Source organism: Segatella copri (genome assembly GCF_019249655.2).
Taxonomy (GTDB): Bacteria; Bacteroidota; Bacteroidia; order Bacteroidales; family Bacteroidaceae; genus Prevotella.
Window position 1 is genome coordinate 3,895,818 of the sequence record NZ_CP137557.1, and the last position, 24,259, is coordinate 3,920,076.

21 protein-coding genes and 2 pseudogenes are annotated in these 24,259 nt (G+C 44.5%); 9 read left to right on the forward strand and 14 right to left on the reverse strand.

Going from position 1 to position 24,259, the window contains the following annotated elements; all coding sequences use genetic code 11:
• Positions 1 to 266: 266 nt before the first annotated feature.
• Complete coding sequence (locus KUA49_RS15780) at positions 267 to 1,394, forward strand: lactonase family protein (protein ID WP_218412852.1); 1,128 nt, start codon at positions 267 to 269, stop codon at positions 1,392 to 1,394.
• Between the two features lie 33 nt (positions 1,395 to 1,427).
• Here the strand turns inward: KUA49_RS15780 and KUA49_RS15785 are convergent, their stop codons facing one another.
• On the reverse strand, positions 1,428 to 3,044 hold the full coding sequence (locus tag KUA49_RS15785; protein ID WP_218412851.1) for a DUF6377 domain-containing protein: 1,617 nt from the start codon (positions 3,042 to 3,044) through the stop codon (positions 1,428 to 1,430).
• 329 nt (positions 3,045 to 3,373) lie between these two features.
• On the opposite strand from KUA49_RS15785, the gene KUA49_RS15790 reads away from it, so the two are divergent.
• A complete protein-coding gene (locus tag KUA49_RS15790; RefSeq protein ID WP_218412857.1) occupies positions 3,374 to 5,653 on the forward strand; it encodes a TonB-dependent receptor in 2,280 nt (759 codons plus the stop codon).
• Between the two features lie 64 nt (positions 5,654 to 5,717).
• Positions 5,718 to 7,898, forward strand: a complete 2,181-nt coding sequence (locus KUA49_RS15795; RefSeq protein WP_218412850.1) for an alpha-galactosidase — start codon at positions 5,718 to 5,720, stop codon at positions 7,896 to 7,898.
• Between the two features lie 106 nt (positions 7,899 to 8,004).
• On the opposite strand, the pseudogene proB reads toward KUA49_RS15795, so the two are convergent.
• From proB to KUA49_RS15820, 5 genes and pseudogenes are all read right to left on the reverse strand, one after another.
• Positions 8,005 to 8,775, reverse strand: a pseudogene (gene proB, locus KUA49_RS15800) (glutamate 5-kinase); the annotation flags it as partial.
• A 225-nt stretch (positions 8,776 to 9,000) separates the two neighbouring features.
• Positions 9,001 to 10,662 carry an AMP-binding protein gene (locus KUA49_RS15805; protein WP_218412848.1) on the reverse strand — a complete coding sequence of 554 codons (1,662 nt, stop codon included), beginning with the start codon at positions 10,660 to 10,662 and terminating at the stop codon, positions 9,001 to 9,003.
• 10 nt (positions 10,663 to 10,672) lie between these two features.
• Positions 10,673 to 11,227 carry a helix-turn-helix domain-containing protein gene (locus KUA49_RS15810; RefSeq protein ID WP_117662198.1) on the reverse strand — a complete coding sequence of 185 codons (555 nt, stop codon included), beginning with the start codon at positions 11,225 to 11,227 and terminating at the stop codon, positions 10,673 to 10,675.
• Positions 11,228 to 11,435: 208 nt separating this feature from the next.
• Positions 11,436 to 13,013 carry an ATP-binding protein gene (locus KUA49_RS15815; RefSeq protein ID WP_218412847.1) on the reverse strand — a complete coding sequence of 526 codons (1,578 nt, stop codon included), beginning with the start codon at positions 13,011 to 13,013 and terminating at the stop codon, positions 11,436 to 11,438.
• A 60-nt stretch (positions 13,014 to 13,073) separates the two neighbouring features.
• Entirely contained in the window at positions 13,074 to 13,856 is a 783-nt protein-coding gene (locus KUA49_RS15820) for a pyrroline-5-carboxylate reductase family protein (protein ID WP_218412846.1), read from the reverse strand.
• A gap of 664 nt (positions 13,857 to 14,520) precedes the next feature.
• Between KUA49_RS15820 and KUA49_RS15825 the strand changes: the two genes are divergently transcribed.
• The 3 genes from KUA49_RS15825 to KUA49_RS15835 are packed head-to-tail and all read left to right on the forward strand — an operon-like array spanning position 14,521 to position 15,372.
• Positions 14,521 to 14,823 carry a nucleotidyltransferase family protein gene (locus KUA49_RS15825; protein WP_203050494.1) on the forward strand — a complete coding sequence of 101 codons (303 nt, stop codon included), beginning with the start codon at positions 14,521 to 14,523 and terminating at the stop codon, positions 14,821 to 14,823.
• Entirely contained in the window at positions 14,807 to 15,175 is a 369-nt protein-coding gene (locus KUA49_RS15830) for a DUF86 domain-containing protein (protein WP_167639488.1), read from the forward strand. Before KUA49_RS15825 ends, KUA49_RS15830 begins: the two co-directional genes overlap by 17 nt.
• Before the next feature lie 44 nt (positions 15,176 to 15,219).
• A complete protein-coding gene (locus KUA49_RS15835; RefSeq protein WP_203050496.1) occupies positions 15,220 to 15,372 on the forward strand; it encodes a hypothetical protein in 153 nt (50 codons plus the stop codon).
• Positions 15,373 to 15,390: 18 nt separating this feature from the next.
• Here the strand turns inward: KUA49_RS15835 and KUA49_RS17660 are convergent.
• Both KUA49_RS17660 and KUA49_RS15840 read right to left on the reverse strand, forming a co-directional pair.
• Positions 15,391 to 15,495: pseudogene (locus KUA49_RS17660) on the reverse strand (type IIL restriction-modification enzyme MmeI); the annotation flags it as partial.
• A gap of 272 nt (positions 15,496 to 15,767) precedes the next feature.
• Positions 15,768 to 16,265, reverse strand: a complete 498-nt coding sequence (locus KUA49_RS15840; RefSeq protein ID WP_256624854.1) for a DUF1016 N-terminal domain-containing protein — start codon at positions 16,263 to 16,265, stop codon at positions 15,768 to 15,770.
• A gap of 203 nt (positions 16,266 to 16,468) precedes the next feature.
• Here KUA49_RS15840 and KUA49_RS15845 point away from each other — a divergent pair, with 203 nt between their 5' ends.
• Together KUA49_RS15845 and KUA49_RS15850 are read left to right on the forward strand one after the other, a co-directional pair.
• Complete coding sequence (locus tag KUA49_RS15845; RefSeq protein WP_118415867.1) at positions 16,469 to 16,636, forward strand: KilA-N domain-containing protein; 168 nt, start codon at positions 16,469 to 16,471, stop codon at positions 16,634 to 16,636.
• 139 nt (positions 16,637 to 16,775) lie between these two features.
• Positions 16,776 to 17,384 (forward strand): hypothetical protein, encoded by a 609-nt coding sequence (locus KUA49_RS15850; protein ID WP_218412845.1) that lies wholly within the window; start codon positions 16,776 to 16,778, stop codon positions 17,382 to 17,384.
• Positions 17,385 to 17,719: 335 nt separating this feature from the next.
• Here KUA49_RS15850 and KUA49_RS15855 read toward each other — a convergent pair whose 3' ends face one another.
• Positions 17,720 to 18,613 (reverse strand): radical SAM protein, encoded by an 894-nt coding sequence (locus tag KUA49_RS15855; RefSeq protein ID WP_218412844.1) that lies wholly within the window; start codon positions 18,611 to 18,613, stop codon positions 17,720 to 17,722.
• A 132-nt stretch (positions 18,614 to 18,745) separates the two neighbouring features.
• On the opposite strand from KUA49_RS15855, the gene KUA49_RS15860 reads away from it, so the two are divergent.
• The gene (locus KUA49_RS15860; RefSeq protein ID WP_218412843.1) at positions 18,746 to 19,093 is read left to right on the forward strand and encodes a winged helix-turn-helix transcriptional regulator; all 348 of its coding nucleotides are present in this window, start codon (positions 18,746 to 18,748) and stop codon (positions 19,091 to 19,093) included.
• A 339-nt stretch (positions 19,094 to 19,432) separates the two neighbouring features.
• Here the strand turns inward: KUA49_RS15860 and KUA49_RS15865 are convergent, their stop codons facing one another.
• The 5 genes from KUA49_RS15865 to argR all read right to left on the reverse strand — a co-directional run bounded on the left by KUA49_RS15865 (position 19,433) and on the right by argR (position 24,156).
• Positions 19,433 to 20,575: an aspartate aminotransferase family protein gene (locus tag KUA49_RS15865; RefSeq protein ID WP_218412842.1), complete on the reverse strand. Its 1,143-nt coding sequence runs from the start codon at positions 20,573 to 20,575 to the stop codon at positions 19,433 to 19,435.
• Positions 20,576 to 20,685: 110 nt separating this feature from the next.
• Positions 20,686 to 21,687: an N-acetyl-gamma-glutamyl-phosphate reductase gene (argC, locus tag KUA49_RS15870; RefSeq protein WP_218412841.1), complete on the reverse strand. Its 1,002-nt coding sequence runs from the start codon at positions 21,685 to 21,687 to the stop codon at positions 20,686 to 20,688.
• A gap of 45 nt (positions 21,688 to 21,732) precedes the next feature.
• A complete protein-coding gene (locus KUA49_RS15875) occupies positions 21,733 to 22,935 on the reverse strand; it encodes an argininosuccinate synthase (RefSeq protein ID WP_218412840.1) in 1,203 nt (400 codons plus the stop codon).
• 74 nt (positions 22,936 to 23,009) lie between these two features.
• Positions 23,010 to 23,615: a GNAT family N-acetyltransferase gene (locus KUA49_RS15880; RefSeq protein WP_203041610.1), complete on the reverse strand. Its 606-nt coding sequence runs from the start codon at positions 23,613 to 23,615 to the stop codon at positions 23,010 to 23,012.
• Positions 23,616 to 23,670: 55 nt separating this feature from the next.
• Positions 23,671 to 24,156, reverse strand: a complete 486-nt coding sequence (argR, locus tag KUA49_RS15885; protein WP_203041609.1) for an arginine repressor — start codon at positions 24,154 to 24,156, stop codon at positions 23,671 to 23,673.
• Positions 24,157 to 24,259: the final 103 nt, after the last annotated feature.

Here is a 24,259-nt window from a genome sequence, read left to right on the forward strand (position 1 = left end):
CTATCTTAGTCATTGAGAGATTTTTTTTTTTGCGTATCTTCACGAAAGTTCAGAGTGAGTCGAAAAAAAGCAGTATCTTTGCGCCGTCATTCAGAAGGAGATGCCGAATGTATATGGTTGGTTGGGGTGCAGAGTAGTTGCCTCTCTTGCTTAAAGAGTTAAAAATAATAGTTTTTTGCTTTTTCGCTTGCCCGTTTCCATTTCTTTTTGTATTTTTGCTTCTGATGCAATATTAATATTATAAACTTGATAAAATGATACGACTTATGGACAATATAAAGGCGATATTGGCAGGCTTGTCCTTGACGATGGCTGTGGGGATGCCGGCAGTGGCGAGTGATGAACTTACAATGGTGGTAGGTACTTATACCGACCAGAGTACTTCGGATGGAATGTATGTTTATCGTTTCAACCAGCATACAGGGAAGTCGCAATTGGTGGGCGATGTGCAGGCAGGCAATCCTTCGTTCCTCATGATGAATCATGATGCAAATCGGGTTTATGCCGTGAGTGAATATGATGATGGGCGACAAGGGCTCGGGGCTTTCGTACTCAATAAGAAAGAGGGTTCGATGACTCCGCTTGGGTATCAGAAGTGTGGAACGAAGGCTACTCGACAGGAAAACAATATGCCTGGTGCTGCACCATGCAATGTGATGCTGTATGGCGGATATGTAGTGACATCCAATTATAATGGGGGTGATATTTCCGTATTCCCAATCAAGGAAGATGGAAGTGTGGCGCCAGAATCGCAATATTTCGATATGCATCGACAGGGGAGTGGCGTGGTTTCGCATATCCATTGCTGCCAGATGACTCCTGATCATCAATATATGCTTGCCAATGATTTGGGGAACGACTGTATCTGGCGCTTCCAGGTAAATGATGGCAGGGAATTCTTATCCAATCCTGTTCTTGCCTATCAGGCACCTAAAGGAACGGGACCACGCCATCTTGTATTCAACTCAAAAGGCAATGTGGTTTATCTGATAGGCGAACTGGATGGCACGGTAACCGTATTGGGATATAACAAGGGTACATTGCAGGAGTTGCAGCGCATACAGGCTTCAAAGACCCGTACGCTTGGAAGTGCTGATATTCATCTGTCTCCTGACGGTCGCTTTCTCTATGCATCCCATCGGTTAACCGATGAGGGCATCTCGGTATTTGCCGTAGATAAGAAATCGGGTCTGCTCACAAAGATAGGCTTCCAACCTACAGCTGCCCATCCTCGCAATTTCGCCATCACGCCTAACGGAGAGTTTATGCTTGTGGCGTGCCGTGACAGCCATGTGATTCAAGTTTTCAAAATCGACAGGAAAACAGGAATGATGGTTGATACGAAGCAGGATATAAAGGTTGGAAAACCTGTCTGCGTGCAGTTTGCCAATTAATACGCTTTGGGGCTTATCAGGCACTTGCTCTGGTTAGCCTATCACATTGCATAGTTGGTTGATGGCTGCATCAAAAGTGGCGAGGTCTTTGGCTCGCTTTCTGATGGCAGTCTTGTAATTATAAATGGTTTGCGTAGAATAGAACAGGAGGGTGGCCAGTTCCTGACCATCTGTAATTCCTAGTCGCATCAGTGCATAGATACGCAGTTCCTTGGTGAGACTGTTTGGGGCAGGGAGAACAATCTGCTTTTCAGGCAACAGCAGTTGGTTGAACTCTTCCACGAAATTCGGATATAAGTCAATGAATGCCTTGTCGAAGCGAATATAGAAGTTGGCTGCCTCTTCTTCTGCCAGCTTGTAGCTATTGATGGCAGTCAGAAGATCGGCAGTTTGCTTTGCCTTGATTTTGCGGCTTACCAGTTTGCGATAATCATCCAGTTTCTTGATATATACGGCACTGATATCCATGAATAAATGCATATAGGTCTCTCTTCGCTTATTGGTGTTGAGCAGCTTCTGGTTCAGTTCGTCCAAGAGTGTATTTTGGCTTTTTATCTCCCTACGGCTCTTGGCCAGACGCTTGTTCATCTTGAATGCAAAGAAAGCCATGGCAAGGAATCCTAGCGACAGGATACTCACGATGACGAGGGATGCTGTTACGATGCGGTTCTTGCGTACTTCTGCCTGATGGTTCGTTTCTGTGATAAGGGGAAGTATGCGGGAAATCTCAACCATGCGGAGACGGTTGTTGTAGAATTGGGCATCCTCCATGGAGCAATAGATGTATTTGGAAGCCCTCTTTGCATAGGAGGCATCCTTATTATATAGATAGGTGGAAAGTTCCTGAAGGGCAAGATTCTCTTTCAGGGGGCATATCTGGTCTGAGATGGCTGCTTCTACAATATACTTCTCATACAAATCCTTTTGGTCGGTATCATAATAATAGCGGGCAATGCAATAAGCCGATGAGGCATGCACACGGCTGTTCAGGGGACTGGCTGAAAGCGCCTTCATGTAGAACTGAAGTGTTTTTTTGCTTGTACGCTGCTTTAGAAATTCAAACTCTCCTGAAAGATAGTAATAAAGAGCGGATTCCTTGTTGCCGATATGCTCAAGAGTCTTGCCTAAATAAAAACGTTTTTTGGCTTCTAATCCTTCTTGAAACTCCGACTTGTTGCAGAAAGTTCCCCAGTAGTTATATACCCAAGTCAAGGTATAATAATAGTATTGCAATAACTTAGGTGACATTTTCTCCACATCCATTGCGAGCATTAAGTCTTCTGCCTGGCTGTAGAAACCGCCTGTTGATAGCACTGCCGCGCGATTGATTTTATTCAGGTTGATGAAATAATCATCCTGAAGCTGTGCTGCCAGCTGGTAGCCCTTCTTGGCGTATGTCATGGCAGAGTCGTAACGGTAGGTATAATACTCCCTGTAGATTTGGTTATAGAGACTAAGCTGGCTGCGCTTGTCGGAAGTCATGTGTAGTTGCTTTTTGAGTCTTAGCAGTTTCGCTTCTTTTCTTTGGGTAAACTTGCTTCGCTGAGCGATGTAACTGTCTAAACGATGGAACAGCTGTTCCTCGTTTACGGAAGAAGCACTTGCCAGCAATGGCATAAGCATCATTAAGAACCACAATACTACTTTCATAACTATCCTTTTAATTGTTATTGTTACTATCAGATAGGCTATAAGAATGCCTTAGAGTTGTATTTTTCTGCAAAGATACTACTTTTATTCCTCTTTTTATCATCTACTCTATTAAAAAGTATTAATATCTTTGATGGATTGATTATTAGTAGGTTATAGACTTTATAACCTGGTATTTATCTACTCGTAACCTACACATGATGCCAATGTCTGAAAAATCTCCTTAACTTTGCAACCGCAATCGAATCGCATTCGGTGGCAAGTGAAATCAAGTCAAACTAAGAATAAACAACTGTAAGATTATGAACTTAAGAATCCGTACATTTTCTATGGCTTTGGTAGCGATGTCAGCTGCAAGCCAAGTGTATGCACTTCCTTCTGACGATTCTGAAAACAAGGAGAAAAAGGAAGAGCGTAATGTGATGCTCAACGCATCTGATGCCAACAAGCCTCGTGAAATCCAGATAGGATTGCCAAGCGAGGATGTAACCGTATATGAGAACGGTCTTCCTGCCGTTTACTCTTCTTCCGTACACAAGCTGTCTGCCCATTGGCGAAGCGATGCCTCACTGAAAGGTACCGACTTGATGACTCCATCTGAGTCTGCCATTGCTACGGGTAATATTGCGTACGCAGTTTCTTCTTTCAGCGAGTTGGGACAGAAAGAGTTCAAGGGCAAGCTCAACTATAAGGCAAACCATTTTGGTATGCAGAATGTAGATCTCAACCTGTCTGGTGGAATCGGTGACAATTGGCTTTATACAGCCAGTATGTATCAGAATTTCGATCCAGGTAGTTTCAAGCTTCGCTTTACTGATTATGCCGACCGTACCCAACTTTATCATTTCGGCATCACTCGCATCTTGAATGATGGAAAGGGACGTGTCTCCTTATTATATAAGTATTCCAACAGCAAGAACCCTGGCAATTTTGCCAATGCAGCCCCATTTATCTATTCTGGCGACGGCAGTATCAAGAAGATTGATGGCTTTGACCCTGGTATGGACTCATACGTGCAACGTCAAGGTTCTTTCCAATACTTGAATACAAAGTCAGGAAAGATGGAGACATGGAATATGAGCGATGGCAGTGAGAATCATGCCAACGAGATTGCCCTCATCAGTCAGTATCAGTTTGATAATGGATGGTTGTGGAAATTCAACGCCAAGTATATGAATGCTCCACGTGCCAATTATGTGGATTACGGAGGAAGTACCATCTCTAAGGTGAGCGAGGCTGATGGCTATCAGCTTTCTGATGGGTCTGACTACAGTGGCTACATAGAGGGACGTCGCACCTGGTTGCATGTTGGTAAGGTGAGCAATGCGCTTTTGACTACCGAAATCTCCAAGCAGTTGAACAACCATAAGTTAATGATTGGTTTGAACGAGTGGTATTACCATCTCAATTACTATTCGTCTTCGTTCCAGTGGGCAGGCACCGTAGAAGCTTATCCACGCTCCTTGAGCCAGATGTATGTCAATCCGCTTGATCCTACACAGACAGCCCGCCGTTCTGAGACTTTCGGTTATAATGAGTTGAGTCCTGAATACACCAAGGGATCAGAGAACAAGTTGGCACTCTACTTTACCGACGAATGGAAGGTAAGTCCTAAGTTCAAGGTGTTCTATGGTGGTAGATTGGAGTACTACCGTATGTCTGCCGAGCAGATTTCTACTCCACGTTTCTCAGGATTCCACATGGGTAACTATAATACATACGCCACTGCTGCTGATGGTTCTGTTGTTGCTACCGAGCACAGCATCGAAGCAAAGAACGTAACCAAGGATAAATTGAATTATGCAGCCACCTTGCAGTTGACGTATAACCTGACCCGCCAGTTTGGTTTGACAGCCGATGCTACCATCGCCACCCGTTTCCCACGTATCAGCGAGTATGCAGGAACAGGTCCTACCGAGGAACAGTATAAGCGAGTAACCATCCCACTGATTCGTGGTGGTATTTTCTACAAGAATGATTGGATTGACCTTTCTTCAATGGTGACCTATATTTCTAAGTCGAACAATATCGACCAGCAGAATCTTACCAAGCCAGGAACAACAGAGGGCAAGACCGTGTTGCTCATCTATAACATCCAGACTTTGGGTTGGACAACCTCGGCAGAAATCAATCCGTTCAAGAACTTCCACATGCATGCACTCTTCACCTATCAGAAGCCGGTGTATAAGAACTATAATGCAAGTGTAACGTTCAGTGACGGTCAGTCTATGGGAGTGAATGCCAATAACATGATTGTCAAGGAGATTCCTCAGGTACTTATTGAGTTGGACCCTAAATACGACATCACCAAGAATCTGAATGCCTGGTTGAGCTTCCGTTACTTCGGTAAGACCTATGCCAACCTTCAGGAGGCACTCTATTTCAATGGTCACTGGGAGACTTTCGGCGGAATCAACTGGAATGTGAACAAGAATCTGAGCCTTGGCGTGAGTGTCATCAATATCTTCAACGAGAAGGGTGCCAAGGGTACCATTAGTGGCTCTGAGCTGATTACCAAGCAGGAAGCCGGAAAATATGAAGGCAAGTACATGAGTGGTAGCTATCTCCGTCCGTTCACGGTGGAATTCTCTGCAGGAATCAAGTTCTAAGATAATAACGAAAGAATTATAGCGTTTAATTATAACAAAGCAATCACATAAAAACCAAAGAACAATGAAAAAGGTATTTATGATTATCGCAGCGATGTGCATGACATCTATCATGGCATCTGCTCAAAAGACCATCAGAGTGTCAACCGATAAGACCGACCTCGTGATGCAAGTTTCTCCTAAGGGTCGCCTCTACCAGGTGTATCTGGGTGACAAGTTGAAGAATCCTTCAGATTACAATCATCTGAAGTGGGATGTATATGCGGCTTCTGATGGTTCCGTCTGCCAGCGAGGTCATGAGGTTTATGCAACCTCTGGTGATGAAGATTTCTTCGAACCGGCAGTGGCAGTGACCCATGCAGATGGTAATATGACCACCTATTTATATTATCAGTCTTCTGAAGAAAAGGCTATCAGTGGAGGTGTTGAGACCATCATCACTCTTAAGGACAAGGTGTATCCGCTGACCGTGAAGCTCCACTATGCAGCTTACCCTAAGGAGAACGTCATCAAGGCATGGAGCGAAATCTCTCATAAGGAGAAAGCTCCGGTTACACTTTGGAGATATAGCTCTACAATGCTTTATTTCAAGGCAAACAAGTATTTCGTTACCAATTATCATAGCGACTGGGCTAAGGAAGGCCAGCCTGAGACTTGCCAGTTGACTGCTGGTAAAAAGATTGTTGATACCAAGTTGGGTACCCGTGCAGCCATGCAGGAGGAGCCCTTCTTTGAACTGGGATTCGATGAGCCTGCCAAGGAGAATGAGGGCAAGGTGATGCTTGGAACCATCGGATGGCCTGGCAACTTCCGCTTTACCTTCGAGGTAGATAACGTGGGAGCCCTTCGTGTTATCCCTGCCATCAATCCATACGCCTCTAACTATAAGCTGAAGGCTGGTGAGACGTTCACTACCCCTGAGTTTATCTTTGCCATGAGTGATAATGGTATTGGTGAGGCTTCCCGTAATTTGCACAATTGGGCTCGCCAGTATCAGGTAAACATGGGTATGGAAGATCGCCTTACGCTCTTGAACAACTGGGAGAATACCGGCTTCGACTTCAACCAGCAGAGTCTTGCTGAGTTGATGAAGGATGCCAAGGACCTGGGTGTAGATATGTTCTTGCTTGATGATGGTTGGTTTGCCAACAAGTATCCTCGCAAGGACGACCATGCAGGTCTCGGCGACTGGGAGGCTACCAAGAGCAAGCTGCCTGATGGAATACCTGGATTGGTAAGAGATGCCAAAAAGGCTGGTGTGAAGTTTGGTATTTGGATTGAGCCTGAGATGGTGAATCCTAAGAGTGAACTCTTTGAGAAGCATCCTGACTGGGTCATCATGCAGCCAAAGCGTGATACCTATTATTACCGCAATCAGCTGGTACTTGATATCAGTAATCCTAAGGTGCAGGACTATGTATTCGGCATCGTGGATCGCATCATGACGGAGAATCCGGATGTGGCTTACTTCAAGTGGGACTGCAACAGTGTGATTACCAATATCTATTCTCCATATCATAAGGAGAATCAGGGTAATTTCTATATCGATCATGTGCGTGGTATCTACAAGGTGCTTACCCGTATTCATAAGAAGTATCCTAAGTTGCCGATGATGCTCTGCTCTGGTGGTGGCGGCAGAATGGATTACGAGATGCTGAAGTATTTCACTGAGTTCTGGTGTTCAGACGATACGGATCCATACGAGCGCCTCTACATCCAGTGGAGCTTGTCTAAGTTCTTCCCAGCCAAGACCATGGGTTCGCATGTAACTAACTGGAACAAGAATACCAGTGTGAAGTTCCGCACCGATGTTTGCAGTTCATGTAAGTTGGGCTTTGATATCGACCTCAAGTCGCTTTCTGGTGATGAATACAAGTTTGTGCAGAATGCAGTCAAGAACTACGATAGCATGAAGCCGATGATTCTCGATGGCGACCAGTATCGTCTGGTTTCTCCATACGAAGGCAACCACTGTGCCATTAACTATGTAAGTAAGGACAGGCAGCGTGCCGTTCTCTTTGCTTACGACTTGCATCCACGCTACAAGGAGCCTGTGATGAATGTGAAGATGCAGGGATTGGATGCCGATAAGGTTTATACCGTAAAGGAGCTTAATCTGATGCCTGGCAAGGAATCTGATTTGGAGTGCAATGGCAAGCAGTATAGCGGTGACTATCTGATGAAGGTCGGTTTGAATGTATTCAGCCAGACAGATGGAACCAGCCATGTATTGGTATTAGAATAACGTATCAACTATTCATAATAAAAACAAAAAGCAGCAAAGTCTATAATAGGCTTGCTGCTTTTTTAGGTTTCTGTATTTCTTATCCCTAATGATTTTACTTGTTTAGCGGTCTTGCCACAAACTCAGTATGAAGGGTCTCCATCGGATGTTCCTTCAGATTGATGAGAATGTTTGGCGTGTTGCCGTTGGCGATGATTACCTTGATGCCGGCATTGGCTACATCGTGGGCGGTCTTTACTTTAGAAGTCATACCGCCTCTGCCGTGACTGCTCTTGCTGGCAAGGATGTACTCGCTGATATCGCGGTCGTAATAAACCGATGGGATGATGCGGGTGGTAGGTTCGCTTGGGTCGCCATTGTAGATGCCATCCACATTACTTAATAGAATCAAGGTGTCGGCATTCATCATCTTGGCAATCAAGCCTGACAACTCATCGTTATCGGTAAACATCAGCTCGGTGATGCACACGGTATCGTTCTCGTTGACGATAGGGAGCACGTTGTTTTCCAGCATCACCTGCATGCAGGCTTCCTGGTTCTTATACTGCTCTTCGGCACCGAAATTCTCCTTCATGGTCAATACCTGACCTATCTTGATCTTGTATTCGCGGAAAAGGTTGTAATAGAGACCTACGAGTTTCACCTGTCCGATGGCAGAGAACAGCTGGCGTTGCTCCACGCTGTCCAGTTGGTGGTCAACGTGCAGTTCGGCTCTTCCGGCAGCCACGGCACCAGAAGAAACCAGAATCACCTCATAGTCGTGTTTTCTGAGCCAGACAATCTGATCAACAATCGCCGACATTCTCGTTACATCCAGTTTTCCGTCTTCTCGGGTCAGCACGTTGCTGCCCACCTTCACTACGATTCTTTTTCCCATAAATTTTATGCTGATGAATGCTTTTTGCAAGTTTCGTAAATGGCTTGAGGATGGACAAGCCCCCCCCCTAGACACCATACGACTAGAAAGTCCAAAAGCACCTAGACGCCACACGCCCTGAAAGGGCAGAAACTCCTAGCCCAGGGCAACGCCCTGGGTTAAGGTTTATAATTGCTATACGCCCTGTAAGGGCAAAAGCTTTCGAAACTTGAAAAGCTTGATTTCCTATTTCTTTTTATTGTCTTTTTCTCGAATCTCTACTCTTCGAATCTTGCCGGAGATGGTCTTTGGCAGTTCATCTACGAATTCGATGATGCGAGGATATTTATAAGGAGCAGTCTCGTGCTTCACATGATCCTGCAGCTTCTTGATGAGGTCTGGACCTGCCATACTCTTGTATTCATCCTTCAGTACGACGGTAGCCTTGACTACCATGCCGCGGATTGGGTCTGGCACACCGGTGATGGCGCACTCTACTACGGCAGGGTGAGTCATCAGGGCATTCTCTACCTCGAAAGGACCGATACGGTAACCCGAACTCTTGATTACGTCGTCGATTCTGCCCTCAAACCAGAAGTAGCCTTCTTCATCACGCCAAGCCATATCGCCCGTGTGATAGTAACCATCATGCCAAACCGATTTGGTCTGCTTCTCATCACGATAGTAATATTTGAAGAGACCGATAGGCTTGTTATCGCCGATGCGGATGCAAATCTCACCCTTTTCACCATCCTCGCATTCCGTCATGTCTGGGCGAAGAATGTGAACATCATATTGTGGATTTGGCTTGCCCATGCTTCCTGGCTTTGGCTTAATCCAAGGGAAGGTTCCCAAGGTCATGGTGGTCTCAGTCTGTCCGAAGCCCTCGTAAATCTGAACACCAGTCAGCTTCTGGAAGGTTTCTGCCACGGATGGGTTCATTGCCTCACCCGCAGTGGTGCAGTATTCAAGACTGCTGAGATTATACTTTGAGAAATCTTCCTGAATCATGAAGCGATAGATGGTAGGAGGGGCACAGAAAGAGGTGATGTGGTACTTCTCAATCTGGCGCATGATCTTATCCGCCGTAAACTTCTCGTGATCGAAGACGAAGACGGTGGCTCCGGCAAACCATTGTCCGTAGAGCTTGCCCCATACAGCCTTGCCCCAACCGGTATCTGCTACGGTAAGATGGATGGAATTCTCGTGGAGATTATGCCAATATACACCCGTGGTCAGATGACCGAGGGCATAGAGGTGATCGTGTGCCACCATCTTTGGCTCGCCAGTGGTTCCCGATGTGAAGTACATCAGCAGGGTATCTTCATTAGAGTTTACATGTTCAGGGCGAACAAAAGGAGCGCATTCGTTCCATTCCTTCATCCAGTCGTGGAAACCTTCTGGGATGTCCGGACCGATACTGATCAGGGTCTTGACGGTAGGACTCTCTGGCATTGCCTCTTTAATTTGCTCTACCACGTAATCATCGCCGCAGCAGATAATCGCCTTTACGCTTGCTGCATTGTTGCGGTAAACGATGTCGTGCTTGGTAAGCATGTGGGTGGCAGGGATGGCTACGGCGCCCAACTTGTGGAGGCCTAGCATGGCGAGCCACCACTGATAGTGACGCTTCAGAATCAGCATCACCTTATCATCGTGACCGATGCCGAGACTCTGGAAGTAAGCAGCAGCCTTGTCGCTCTGCTCCTTCAGGTCCTTGTAGGTGAAACGGATTTCCTCACCTCGTTCGCTTGCCCAGAGCAGCGCCACGTGGTCTGGTTTGATCTTTGCCCATTCGTCCATCACGTCGTAGGCGAAGTTGAAATCTTCTGGTATGATAAACTCCAGATGCTCCTTGAAGTCTTGCTCTGAAGTGAATTTTGTCTGTTTAAGAAATCTCTCGATCATAATAACTCTCCTAGATAATTATACAAAGGAACTTGGCAGGCTCATTGTTGAGTGAACGGAAGCAGTGTGACTTCTTGCTGTCGAAGTAGATGCTGTCGCCTGGGTTCAGCACCATTACCTTCTCTTCGATGGTAACTTCCAGCTGTCCCTCAATCACATAGTCATATTCCTGTCCGTCGTGTCCGTTCTTGTTCGGCTTCTTGTCGCCAGGCAACGGATCCACCTGTACCATGAACGGATTCACCTTTCTATCCTTGAATCCCACGGCAAGGCTCTGGTATTTATACTGGTTGTTGCGGTCTATCTCCGGTCCCTGACCCTTGCGGGTAACGTAGTATCCCTTCATGCGAGGTTCCTCGCCGAAGAGCAATACGTCGAGGTCGATGCCGTATCGCTTTGAAATCTTTGAAAGTCGATACACGGATGGGTCGGCTTCTCCCGACTCAATCTTGAGATAGTGGTCAAGACTGATTTCGCAAAGTTCAGCCACCTCCTCTGCCGGGATGTTGAGAACCTCGCGGAGACCTTTCAGTCTTTCACCGATTTGCTTAATTGCTTCATCCATAGTTCTATTCTTTATAGTTGTTCCTGGCGAAGGTATATTGTATACCTTCGCATTTTGGGGCAAAATTACGACTTTTTGTTGATATATCCAAACAATCTGCTGATAAATTAATAGATTAAAGTGATATTTATGTATGAAGCATAAAACTATTAGAATGCGCAGACTTCCTCCTCACGTATTTTGTTGTTTGCCATATTCTAATCTTTCTTTATTTAACTTCTTTCCAATCAATGAGTCCTTTGCCCATATCATCTAATTCTACAGCCAATCCTATAACCTTTCTGCCATCTGCCAAGAAAGGCTTGAGATAGCCATTGCTGATGATTTGCTTCTCGGCAGCTTCCAATCCTCCGTTGTTGGTTAACTTCAGTTCCACTACATAGATGAAGCGGGAGGTGGAGGCTACGATGTCTATTCTACCTGTTGATAACATGTGCTCTACCTCTACTTTGCAGCCTATGGCATTCAAAATGGTGCTAATGATGAGGCGATAACGCTCCTCCATGTCCATACTTGCCAATTTTTTATTGCTGTATGGGACATTTGAGATAAGAGATTTCATACACTTCTTGGCTTCTTCCAAATTGCCATTGTTCAAGCTGTGCATTAACTTACTTTGTATGGAGACAATATCCGTAATGTCCTTTTGGGTCAATGCTGGCAGTACTGCTTTGTAGAGAGCCTTTCTTACTTCCTCATTCGGAAAGCCTAAAGAATATCCATCTTCATCAAAACCCTTGATAGTGAGATAACCTGTCTGATAGAGGAATAGTTCGGCACCGCCTTCTATGACATCTGATGTCTCCAGAGTGTCTTTGTCGATGTAGCAATCTTCGAAGTCATGAAGGCGTAGCTCCATGTTGTTCACGAATTTATTCAGCATGGAAGTGGCGCCGGATGAAATCCAATAGTTGCGCAGACGCAATTGGGAGAGGGCGTTGAGCAAGCTGAACGGATTGTAGATGTCGGTCATGTTCTCATCGCTGAAATGATAACCGTCATAATAGGTCTTCAACTTGTCGTGTGCTTCTTCAATGCTGCATTCCATCTTATCTGCCAAGGCCTCCAACTCTGGGGCGAAGTTAACTGTCAATTCTTTCTCGGTAATGCCACAAAGAGGGGCAAATTGTGGGAGAAAGCTGATGTTTGTCAGATGGTTAAGTACTGAGAATAAGGAAATCTGAGTAAACTTCGTGATGCCTGTGATGAAGACAAAGCGAAGTACATTTCCTTTGAGTTTGAGTACGGAGAATACAGAACGATAAACTTCAGTGCAACCTTCATGCTCTGGTGTCTTCCATGAATGCTGCAAAGGGGAATCGTATTCGTCAATCAGTACCACTACTTGCTTACCTGTCTTTTGATAGGCTGTGTCAAGGATAACTTGGAGGCGTACGGATTCGCGAGATGTCTCTTTAGGCTTGATGCCGTATAATGCTTCGTATTTCGAAAACTCAAGATTGAGATAGTCTTTGATTTCGGCAGCAGTGGCACCTGCACCGCTCATGTCAAGTCTGATGACGGGATACTCTGTCCATTCTTCTTCCAGTTCCATAATCTTCAGCCCCTCAAAGAGTTCTTTCTTGCCTTCAAAGTAGCATTGCAAAGTATCAAGAAGCAGAGACTTACCGAAACGACGAGGACGGCTCAGATAATTGTATAAATCACCTGAGTGAGTAAGTTGCCATACCAAGTCGGTCTTGTCAACATATAAGTAGCCTTCCTTGCGGATAATGCTAAAGAATTGTATGCCAGCTGGCAATTTCCTTGTGTTCATCTCTGCCATAGTCTTCGTTTTCTTTTATGGGTTGTTTGCTATGTACCTTCTATCATCTACAGATAGAATCTATTTCTTTCCTGCTATCAATCCCTTGATGACGGCATTGGTGAAGCCATTCTGCTCCATCGTGTTCAAGCCCTTGATGGTGCAGCCGCCAGGAGTAGTAACCTTATCAATGGCAGCCTCTGGGTGTTCGCCTGTTGCCTGGAGCAGCTCTACGGCACCCTTGATGGTCTGCAAGACAATCTTCTGGGCATCCTTAGCCTTGAAGCCCATCTCTACGCCGCCTTCCACATTGGCTCTTACATAGCGCATGGCGTAAGCGATGGCACACGACATAGCTGTGGCAGCAGGGAAGAGGCGTTCTTCCATGATGAGGCTTTCGCCCAATTCATCGAAGATTTCTGTAATCTGCTGGATTTCTGTGGCAGATGCATCTACAGGAGTGATGAAGGTCATCGACTGCTTGTAGGCGATGGCGATATTTGGCATCACGAGGAAGAAGGTTGGGGTAATACCATCCTTATCTAACCACTCCTTGATGTTGGCTGATGGCACACCGGCTGCAACGACCACGAGTTTCTGGCTCTTGTAGTCGAGTGCATCCTTGATTCCCTTTAATGTCTTCTCCACGCACCATGGCTTTACTACCACGCATACGATGTCTGCGCCGTGGCAAGCCAACTGGTTGTCGAGAGTTACGCTGGCTCCTTCGCTTGCGAAGTGATCCAATACTGGTTGGTTATGGTCTGATACCGTAATATCTGATGGAGTGAACTTCTCGCTCTGCAAGAGTCCTTCAGCCATGGCACCGCCCATAGCACCTGCTCCGATAATTGTTATTTTCATTGTCGTCTTATAGTTAAAATGCAATTACGGTGCAAAGATACTACTTTTATCTGAAAATAGCGTGTTTATTGATGATTTTTTAAGGAAGTACGCTTGTTTGCTGACGATATTTTAAGAATTTTGCTAGTTTACTCCCATTCTGGAAGTATCCACGTCCTTGGTTCTCTTCTCCTTGTACTTGCCTATCTTACAGATGATGGAGATGAAACTATGTAAATGATATTCTAGAAATAGACAATCAAGAAGAAACACCCATATAATGGGGAAAGAAGAAATTGAAAATTTTCCCTTAAGGATATTTATTTTTTGCCTTAAGGGAAAATATATTTTGCCTTAAGGGAAATTAAATCTTTCCTTAAGGGATATTTTCGCTATATCTTGATCTGTAAAGTTATTTGTAAATGCAGATGTTGTCTTGGTTTGATGACACTTTTCCGACACGACCCTATTTGATAAGTTCTCCAAAGAACTTGGCGAAGTGGTGGTGAAAGCTCATTTTCCTCAATATAAGAAGACCCACGAAGGACTGCTGACATTCGAAAGTAGAGCCATTTAAGATTATTTTTTTGAGGTAGGCTTGCACTTTTAGGCAGGAATGTTTGGAGATAAAAAATAAAAGGTGTATATTTGCAGCGTGATTACTATTTAAAATGAGGAGGTAAATATGGATAGATATCAAATTATACGTATAATCCATGACTATATGTCTAAGAAGCCTGTGTTGAAGGCATGGATCTTTGGGTCTTTTGCTCGTGGTGAAGAAAAGGCTCAGAGCGATATAGATATTCTCTTTGTCCCCGATTTTGAGCATGGTTCGTTTACTTTGCTTACTCATGGAGGAATGTATGAGGAATTGAAGCAACTGCTAGGTCGTGAAGTTGACTTGGTAGTTGATGGCTCTTTGCGTCCGTATGCTCAGGAGAGTGTTGAACGAGATAAAATCTTGGTATATGAGAGAGCTAGTTAGGGATAAAGGAAGACTGGAAGATATTGTGGAGTATTCTTCCAACGTACTCAAAATCATTGATGGGATAGAGTTTGAGGAGTTTTCCTCAAATATTTTAGTCTATTTTGCAACGATGAAAAATGTAGAGATAGTAGGCGAGGCTGCTTATATGCTGACCAAGGAATTCAAGGCAAGTCACCCGGAGATTCCTTGGAAACAGGTGGAAGGTATGCGCCATGTTTTGGTGCATGGTTATTCGCAGGTGTTGCCTCGTATTCTTTGGGCTACAGCAAAAGAGAATATTCCCGAAATCAAGGCTCAAGTGGAGAAATACCTGAACGAGACAGATTGGGAACATTATTGTGGGGAATAATGAACTTGTTCTTCTATACTGATTTATATTAAGCGCTTGTAGATATGAAAGAGAACAATAAATTAAAAGTAGTTCATACCACCTGGGAGGAGTTCCTTAAGGAGCATCCAGTTAATGAGGTAGTTGATATGCCATCTTTGCCTAATGGCTATGTGGCAAGGGTTGTGACTGTTAATGCGGTTTCGTATACCTCTTGAACAGTTATGATAAAGGCTGGCTGCTGGAATTATTTGTATGCGGTCTGTAACGATTGTCCCTGCCTTTATGAATCCCATTGGTACATATTTTCGTCTTTCGGAAGAAACACGTTTGCATTTAATTCAATACTGTTATACGAGCTTCTACTCTCGTTTGGGTAAATTCTTGAGGAACTTATTTCCTATGAATACAAAGGCAGCGGCAGCATTTTTCTGTTGTTTCTCTGTCATGTTCGTAAGTGAAGAGTGAAGAACGAAGAGTGAAGAATTCGTCGGCTACTCTTGCGTTGTCTCTTCCTGTTGGCAAAGGTAATAACTTTTTCTTAAAACGCCAAGAGCGACAGCCAAAAATGTATCGGCTGCCGCTCTATTATTTGCTTTTGACATTTGCTTGCTCAATTAATCTTTTTTTCTTTTTCCTCACTAAATGCCTTTATCTCATCAGCAAGGACTTTCTGTAATTTCTCTTTCGGTACTATCAGCTGATAGTCTGCCACTCCGATAGGTTTTCCCATATCTTCAAGTGCAAGCTCCAAAATGGGACTTGTCACACCTAAGAAGCCGAAATTGTAGCTGCTGCTAAATACCTCATTGGCATACTGCGCTTGTTCGGCAGGAAGAGTGCGGTCGAAATTGTTGCCTACTCGTGCCAATGTCTGTGTCTCATACATTTTGAGTTTGATGGCATTGAGCAACAAGTCGCGATTCCAGACTTTGGCTACGGTTTCCTGTGCATAAAATAGCGTGGCTTCATCATTCAGCCCCTTACTCAACAGCAGCAGATTGTGCGACCACGGCAAAAGTGCAACGCTCCGTAGCACTTTTGTATCATACCCTGCGTAACGTTTATAAAATTTCATCATATTCCAAAGTTGATGTGGTGAAACATCCATTATTTATAGTCTTTGCAATCTTAACACTACAATAAACGTGCGCCAATGCTATAACAACCGTTAAAAATTAAGTCTTATTTCGAAATTTCATCCGTTTTTTATTCTTTTGTTCCCATTTTAGCGATATTTTTCGTATATTCGCATTCGCAATCGGGAAACCGACAACGCAAAAAATAAAAAATGAATGCAAAAACAAATATCTTATGGCAAAGATTATTGTAAGAAACCAAACGAAAAAAACACTAACAAAAGATGGTGTTGATTACATCTGCATTACCGATATAGCAAGGCAGAAGAATCCCATTGAACCCAAAGATGTGGTAAAGAATTGGTTGCGTTCCAAAAACACCTTGGAGTACTTAGGACTTTGAGAGCAGTTGAACAACCCTAATTTTAAAGGGGTCGAATTCTACCCCCTTTTGAAAGAAGCGGGCTAGAATGCTTTTACGATGAGTCCGACTCGATGGGTGGAACTAACCTATGCTGTAGTATTATTAAATTTTATCAACTATGAATAGTAAGAATTTATACTTTACAATCTTCTCTTTAATCCTTTTAGGATTTATCTCTTCTTGTGCAGAGAATAGTTATAAGTGTAGGCCTTCTTATGCAAGCAACATAGAACAACTTAATGAAAAGTTATATGATTCTTATGCAAATGTTGCAGTAAGGAAAAACAACACAACATCTGATGACATAATAACACCAGAATATTTTGGAGGCTCATATGTCAAGGCAAATAAACTTATTGTCATGGTCAAAAATGGAAGTCCAAAAGGAATAGAAGATATAAAGAAAAGACTAGGCACAGATTCAAATGTGACATTTGTATCTTGTACTTATTCTCTTCAAGAATTAAAAGAATTAAACGCTAAATTGAAAGTATCTTTTGCCAAGAAAGCTGCATTGCGAGACGAAATTGGGTGGGTTGCTGTTGGTATCAGACCTATTCAAAATAGAATTGTCGTATATTTGAATAATGCTTCTAATAAAAATATCTCTAAATTCAAGAATGAAATTTGCAATTCAGATAAAATAATTTTTGATCAGTTGGAAATAGAGCCAATTGAAATACAAAAAGATACAGCAAAAGACGAAAAAGTAGGAAGTCCCTCATAAAAATGTATGGATAACTCGAAAAGTCCCTCATAAAAGTGTGTTAATCTTCAAAAAAGTCCCTCATAAAAATGTGATAGATTTTGCTATTTCATTGTTTTTCAGTCTTTTGCAGCAAGAATACAATAATTATACCATGAATATATGAAGGAGATGATGTCGCATCGCAACCTTTTTGATGGCTTTTAAAGAACACTATATTCTTGATATAAAGTATCGTGACAAGGCAATTGAGATTATTGAAACTCTTTTTCCTGGATACCTTACCCCAAGAAGAAAAAGCAGCGAGACTGACGGCAGAGAGTACTTGTGGACTCTCTGCCTTTTCTTCGGACTGCTTACAACGATTCTATGCTGTCACGATAACTTCTCAACTGTTCTTCGCTCAATTTCGCCTTTGCATCTCTTAGTTTTTGCAGCAACGAAACTCTGTCATGGGGCAAGGAACCGGTAAATGGTACAGGATTGCTAACCGTTCGCCCCAGAATATGCGTCTGGATATGCAGATGCTCTATGAGTGTTATCATCTCATCGAAACGCTCATGCTCTGTTGCCTCCTCAAACTTACCTTCTTGAATTTCTTGGTAGAGTTGGCTTTCTGGAAACAATGTTAGCGAGAGGAAACCTATGCTTACTGGGTGAAGTTGGTTGAAAACCCCAGCCGAACGCAGAGCGTTTCTTTCACCGTTTCCATGACCACCTAATCCGACGAGATAGAAGAAGTGATAATGTATATCTGCTTCTTCAAGTTTACGGCATTGTTCAACGATGTCTTCGGACAGATACCCTTTGTTGACCCTTGTTAGAGTTTCACTGTCGCCACTCTCTACGCCAATGGTAAGATAATCGAAACCTAAGTGGTGGAGCTGTTGCAGTTCCTCTACCGTCTTGTTGCGAATATCCGTGATTCGAGAGAAACAACCGATGGTAGGGTGTCCTTCGCCTACGTATTTTCTGATGAGCAATGCAATGTCAGTCAGGCGGTTCGTGGTGAGCACAAAAGGATTGGCACCTGTAAGAAATATACGGTGAGCTCGTGGTTGGAAAGAATGGACTACTTTTAAGTCTTCCTCTATTTCCGACATCGGAGACATACGGAACTTCTGCTTGCCATAGAGCGTGCAGAACTTGCAGCGATGCCAAGTACAGCCAGCTGTGACCTGCAAGAGTTGTGAAGTGGCTTCATAAGGAGGTCGCCACACCGGACCGTCAAAATGTAATGTGGGTTGCATACTATTTCCTTTCTTTTTTACGTTATTATAATGGTATCATCAAAATTGATGGTGCAAAGGTAAGGAAATACCGACAAAAAAAATCATCATATTGGCTTTATGCCCCTAACCAAAAGGTAAGTATTGAAGATTATGAAGAAGAAACTCAATTATGATTATTGCCAAGCCGCTCCTGTCTTGGAATGGATGAGTCAGAAATGGGCATTGGTCGTGATGCTCCGTATAGAGGAATACGAAAAGGAAAGCATCCGTTTCAGCGAACTTTTCCGAACAATCCCCCAGGTTTCGGAAAAAGTACTTGCGTCCACGCTTGATTATCTACAGCAAGAAGGACTTGTTACAAGAGAGAGATTTGAAGAAGTTCCTCCAAGGGTGGAATATTCTCTCACACCAATAGCCAAGGACTTCTTGCGAGAAATAGGCTACGTCATAGAATGGGGGCAGCTGCATTTTGAGCAGATAGTGAAGGGCAGAAAATAGATTGGCTTTAAGTAGTAATTATAACAGTTTGCACTTTTAGGCAGGAATGTTTGGAGATAAAAAATAAAAGGTGTATATTTGCAGCGTGATTACTATTTAAAATGAGGAGGTAAATATGGATAGATATCAAATTATACGTATAATCCATGACTATGACAGCGTGTCGCAGTATTTCGGCATAATCGCAGTTCTCTATTGAGAGCCTGTTGTCTTTATTGTCTGTTTTCCAATAAGGGGAACAAAAAAGCAGCAAACCGCAAAGGGCTTGCTGCTCAAGATAGGAGTGTTTCCTATTTCTTTTATGGGTTGAGTTTTCTTTATATCCTTATCTCAATGGGTTTATACTTCCTTCAATACGGTTTCCAATCTTCCGATGAAGTCATCCACATTCTCCTTGGTCAATACCAATGGAGGGAGGATACGGAGGATGTTGGTGCCGGCGCAACCGGTGAAGCAGTGCTGCTCGTGGATGAGCTTGCTGCGAACTTCCTTGTGAGGAATATCGAGTACGGCTCCTACCATTAAACCACGGCCACGAACTTCTGTGATATGGCTGTTGCGCTTCTGCAACTCCTTCAGCTGGGCGATGAGATATTCACCAACCTCATGCGCATTCTGTACCAGGTTCTCCTTCTCGAATACATCGAGAACGGCGAGGGCTGCTGTACATGCCAGGTGGTTGCCGCCGAAGGTAGTACCCAGCTGACCATATACAGGAGTAAACTCTGGAGAAATCAACACGCCACCCATAGGGAAACCATTGCCGATACCCTTGGCTACGGTGATGAGATCTGGCTTGATGCCCAACCACTGGTGAGCAAAGAACTTACCGCTTCTACCATAACCGCACTGGATTTCATCGCAAATCAGGATGGTGCCGTATTTCTTGCAGGCTGCCTGCAAGCCCTGAGCAAACTCAGGAGTTACCATGTTACAACCACCTACGCCCTGAATAGCTTCGATGATACAAGCACATACATCGCCCTTGGCGAGTTCCTTCTCCCATGCCTCCAGATCGTTGATAGGAAGATAGGTTACGTGACCATTGTCATTGATAGGTGCGATGATTTTTGGATTATTTGTTACCTCTACGGCAAGGGATGTTCTGCCGTGGAATGCCTTTTCTAAAGAGAGCACGCGGGTTCTGCCGTTGGTAAAAGAAGCCAGTTTCAAGGCATTCTCGTTTGCCTCGGCACCCGAGTTGATGAGGAAGAACTGATAATCTTCATAACCGCTAGCCTTGCCCAGACGCTCAGCGAGTTTCACCTGCAACTTGTTAATGACAGAGTTGGAGTAGAAACCCAGGTTGTTCAACTGGTTGGTGAGCATCTCCACATAGTGAGGATGGCAATGACCGATGCTGATAACGGCATGACCGCCATAGAGGTCGAGATATTCCTGACCCTTGTCGTCCCATACCTTACAGCCCTTACCTTTTACTATATTAATATCGAAAAGAGGATATACGTCGTAAAGTTTCATGTTAAATCTATGTTTTAAGAAAAACAACTCATAGAGTTATCTTGTGATAAACTTTTTTTTTATGATAGAAGAACGAATGATTTTTCATCCGTTCTTCCGAATTCTTTTATCTAAAATGCTGATGGCTTGAGTTTCAAACCTGCTGTCTGGTCGAGACCAAACATGATGTTCATGTTCTGAACTGCCTGACCCACGGCGCCCTTTAAGAGATTGTCGATGCAGGAAGTAATCAGGAGCTTATCGCCATACTTATCCACATGAACCAGGCACTTGTTGGTATTCACCACCTGCTTCAGGTCGATAGCCTTATCCACATAGTGGGTGAACTTGGCATTCTTGTAGAACTCCTTGTAACCTGCCACGATTTCCTCGATTGGCTTGTCGGTCTTCACCACTTCTGTAGCGAAGATGCCACGGGCGAAGTCGCCACGGTAAGGGATGAAGTCGATGGCTGCATCGAGATAACCCTGTGTCTGCTTCAGACTCTCACGAATCTCTGGCACGTGCTGATGGTTGAATGCCTTGTAGATGCTCATATTGTTGTTGCGCCATGAGAAATGGGTAGTGGCACCTGGCTTCTGACCAGCGCCGGTGCTACCGGTAATGGCATTGACAGATACATCGCTGTTGATGAGGCCCATCTTAGCAGCAGGCAACAAACCAAGTTGAATGCAGGTTGCAAAACAACCTGGGTTTGCCACGTGCTGAGCTACGGCTATTTTTGATTCATTTATTTCTGGAAGACCATATACAAAATCGTGAGCGGCTGGGGTTGGCTGCTGGGTAGCAACTACAGTCTCAGGGGCAAGACGGAAGTCCTGTGCCAGGTCGATTATCTTCACGTTCTCCGGAACATTGTGCTCCTTCAGGAACGCCTCGCTCTTGCCATGACCGAAGCAGAAGAAGATAACATCCACCTGGTCGAAAGGCATCTCGGCGGTAAACTTCAAGTCAGTCTCGCCATACAATCCCTCGTGAACCTCAGCCACCAGGTTGCCGGCGTTACTCTCGCTGTTGGCGAATACAATCTCTGCCTCTGGGTGGTTGATAAGGAGGCGAATCAACTCACCTCCTGTATAACCAGCTGCTCCTAAAATACCTACTTTTACCATAATTTAAGTGAAGAGTGTCTGTTTGAAGTGTCTTGCTAATGTGAATTAACGCTGTTCGTCTGGGTGCATACCGTAGTAAACACGCAAAGGTGTTGAAGAAACCTTGATGAAGCCCTTCGCATCCTCTGCTGTCCAACCGTGCTGCATCTCGCCATACTCACCGAGCTTAGACTTGGTCAAATCGTCTGGTGAGTCGATACCTACAGTCTGGAAACTGTATGGACGAAGCTTCAGGATAGCTGTACCGTTTACGTTGCGCTGAGAAGAAGTCAGCATTGCCTCGATATCCGGCATCACTGGCTCCAGGTACTGACTCTCGTGGAGGAACATTCCGTACCAGTTACCTACCTGGTCCTTCCAGTACTGTTGCCACTTGCTCAATGTGCTCTTCTCCAACAGGCGGTGAGCCTCGATGATGAGTTTAGGAGCTGCAGCCTCGAAAGCTACACGACCCTTGATACCGATGATGGTGTCACCCACGTTGCAGTCGCGACCGATGGCGTAAGATGCACCAATCTCCTCAATCTTCTGGATGGCAGCAATCTTATCATCAAACTTCTCGCCGTTGACAGCCACAATCTCACCCTTCTCGAAGGTAATCTTCAGCTCAGCCTCTTCTTCCTTGGCAGTAACGTGCTTCAGGTAAGCCTCCTCTGGAAGACCCTGGGTTGGGTCGAGAATCTCACCACCGCAGATACTGGTTCCCCAGATACCTACGTTATAAGAATACTTCAACTTGGTGAAGTCTGCATAGAAGCCGTGCTCGTTCAGGTAGTCAACCTCCTCCTTACGGGAAAGTGCCTTGTCACGGGTCAATGTGATGATCTCTACACCAGGAGCCATAACCAGGAAGGTCATGTCGAAACGAATCTGGTCGTTGCCGGCACCTGTACTTCCGTGAGCGATGGCATCAGCACCAATCTCCTTGGCGTAACGTGCGATGGCGATAGCCTGGAAGATACGCTCTGAAGATACAGAGATAGGGTAGCAGTTGTTGCGGAGCACATTACCGAAAATCATGTATTTCAATGATTTCTCGTAATACTCATGGGTAACGTCGAGAGTGACGTATGCCTTGGCACCCAACTTATATGCGTTCTCCTCGTTGGTCTTCAACTGCTCGGCAGAGAAACCACCTGTGTTAGCGCATGCTGCATAAACATCCCAGCCATCCTGGGTCAATTTCATTACTGTGTATGATGTATCGAGACCGCCGCTGAAAGCGACTACAACTTTCTTATTTGCCATTTTATTTTATGTTTAATATGTGGTGAATAATATTTAGATGGCATTCTTGCCAACACCTTATTATATATAAGGATTTAGATTTCTGCAGAAGGACCGTCAATCTTGCGGATTCTCTCAATCACTTCCTGAGGAAGCTTGATAGGCAGATGCTCCTCTGGGTCGAAGAGCATGGCGGTGCAGATGCAGTATTTGCGGTTGGTGCGATGGAGGACATCTACGTTGATGCAACCCTCGCAACCCCGCCAGAATGACTCGTCGTCGGTCAGGTCGGCGAAGGTAACAGGAAGATAACCCAGCTGGGTGTTCATCTTCATGACAGCCGAACCGGAAGTCAAAGAGAAAATCTTGGCATGAGGCCATCGCTGTCGGGCGAGCGTAAAGGTCAGGTTCTTGATGCGCTTAGCCAGTCCCATACCACGGAAGTCTGGGTGAACGATCAAACCTGATGTGGTGACATAGTGCTTGTTGCCCCATGTTTCGATGTAGCTGAAACCTGCGAACTTATCGCCCTGGAGTGCGATGACAGCCTTGGCTTCGCGCATCTTGGTAGCCACATATTCAGGTGAACGCTTGGCGATACCTGAACCACGTTTCTTTGCTGCTTCTGCGATTGTAGTCAGAATGGTGTCGATGTATTTGATGTGACTTTCGTCAGCCACCATTACTTTAACTTCTTCCATTTTCTCTTAAATATTTAATAATGTTCTTGTTTCTATTTCTTATTTATGGGTTGAATCAGTCGTGCAGACTGAGTTCAGGAATAACCACCGAAAGTGCATTGATGATCTCTTCTTCTGTAATTCCCTTTTTCTTGACGAGGAAGATGGTGTCATCTCCTGCGATGGTTCCCAGAATCTGGGTGATGTCGCTGTTGTCAATGTTGTAGGCAATGCTGCTGGCATATCCCGGTCGGGTTCTGATAACTACCATGTTGCCCGAGAAGTTGATGGAGAGGAATCCTGTTCCCATTGCCATGTTGCTGATCGGGATATGGTTGGATACCCGCTTGTAGAGTGCATCGTTCGGAAGTACGTATGTGTATTTGCCGCTGGATGAAGCTGCCTTGGCTACCTTCAGTAGCTTGAGGTCGCGGCTCAATGTGGCTTGCGTAATCTCAAATCCTTCCTGGGCGAGCGCTTGCAAGAGTTGATCCTGCGAACTCAACTCTTGACTAGAGATGAGCATCTTCAATGTTTCCAATCTGCTATTTTTTACCTTCATACGTTGTATTTTTATTCGTTTGCCGTTGCAAAATTACACAAAATATGCGAAACTGCCAAATAAATATTAGGAAAAATGCATTTTAAGCGATAAAATGTTTTAA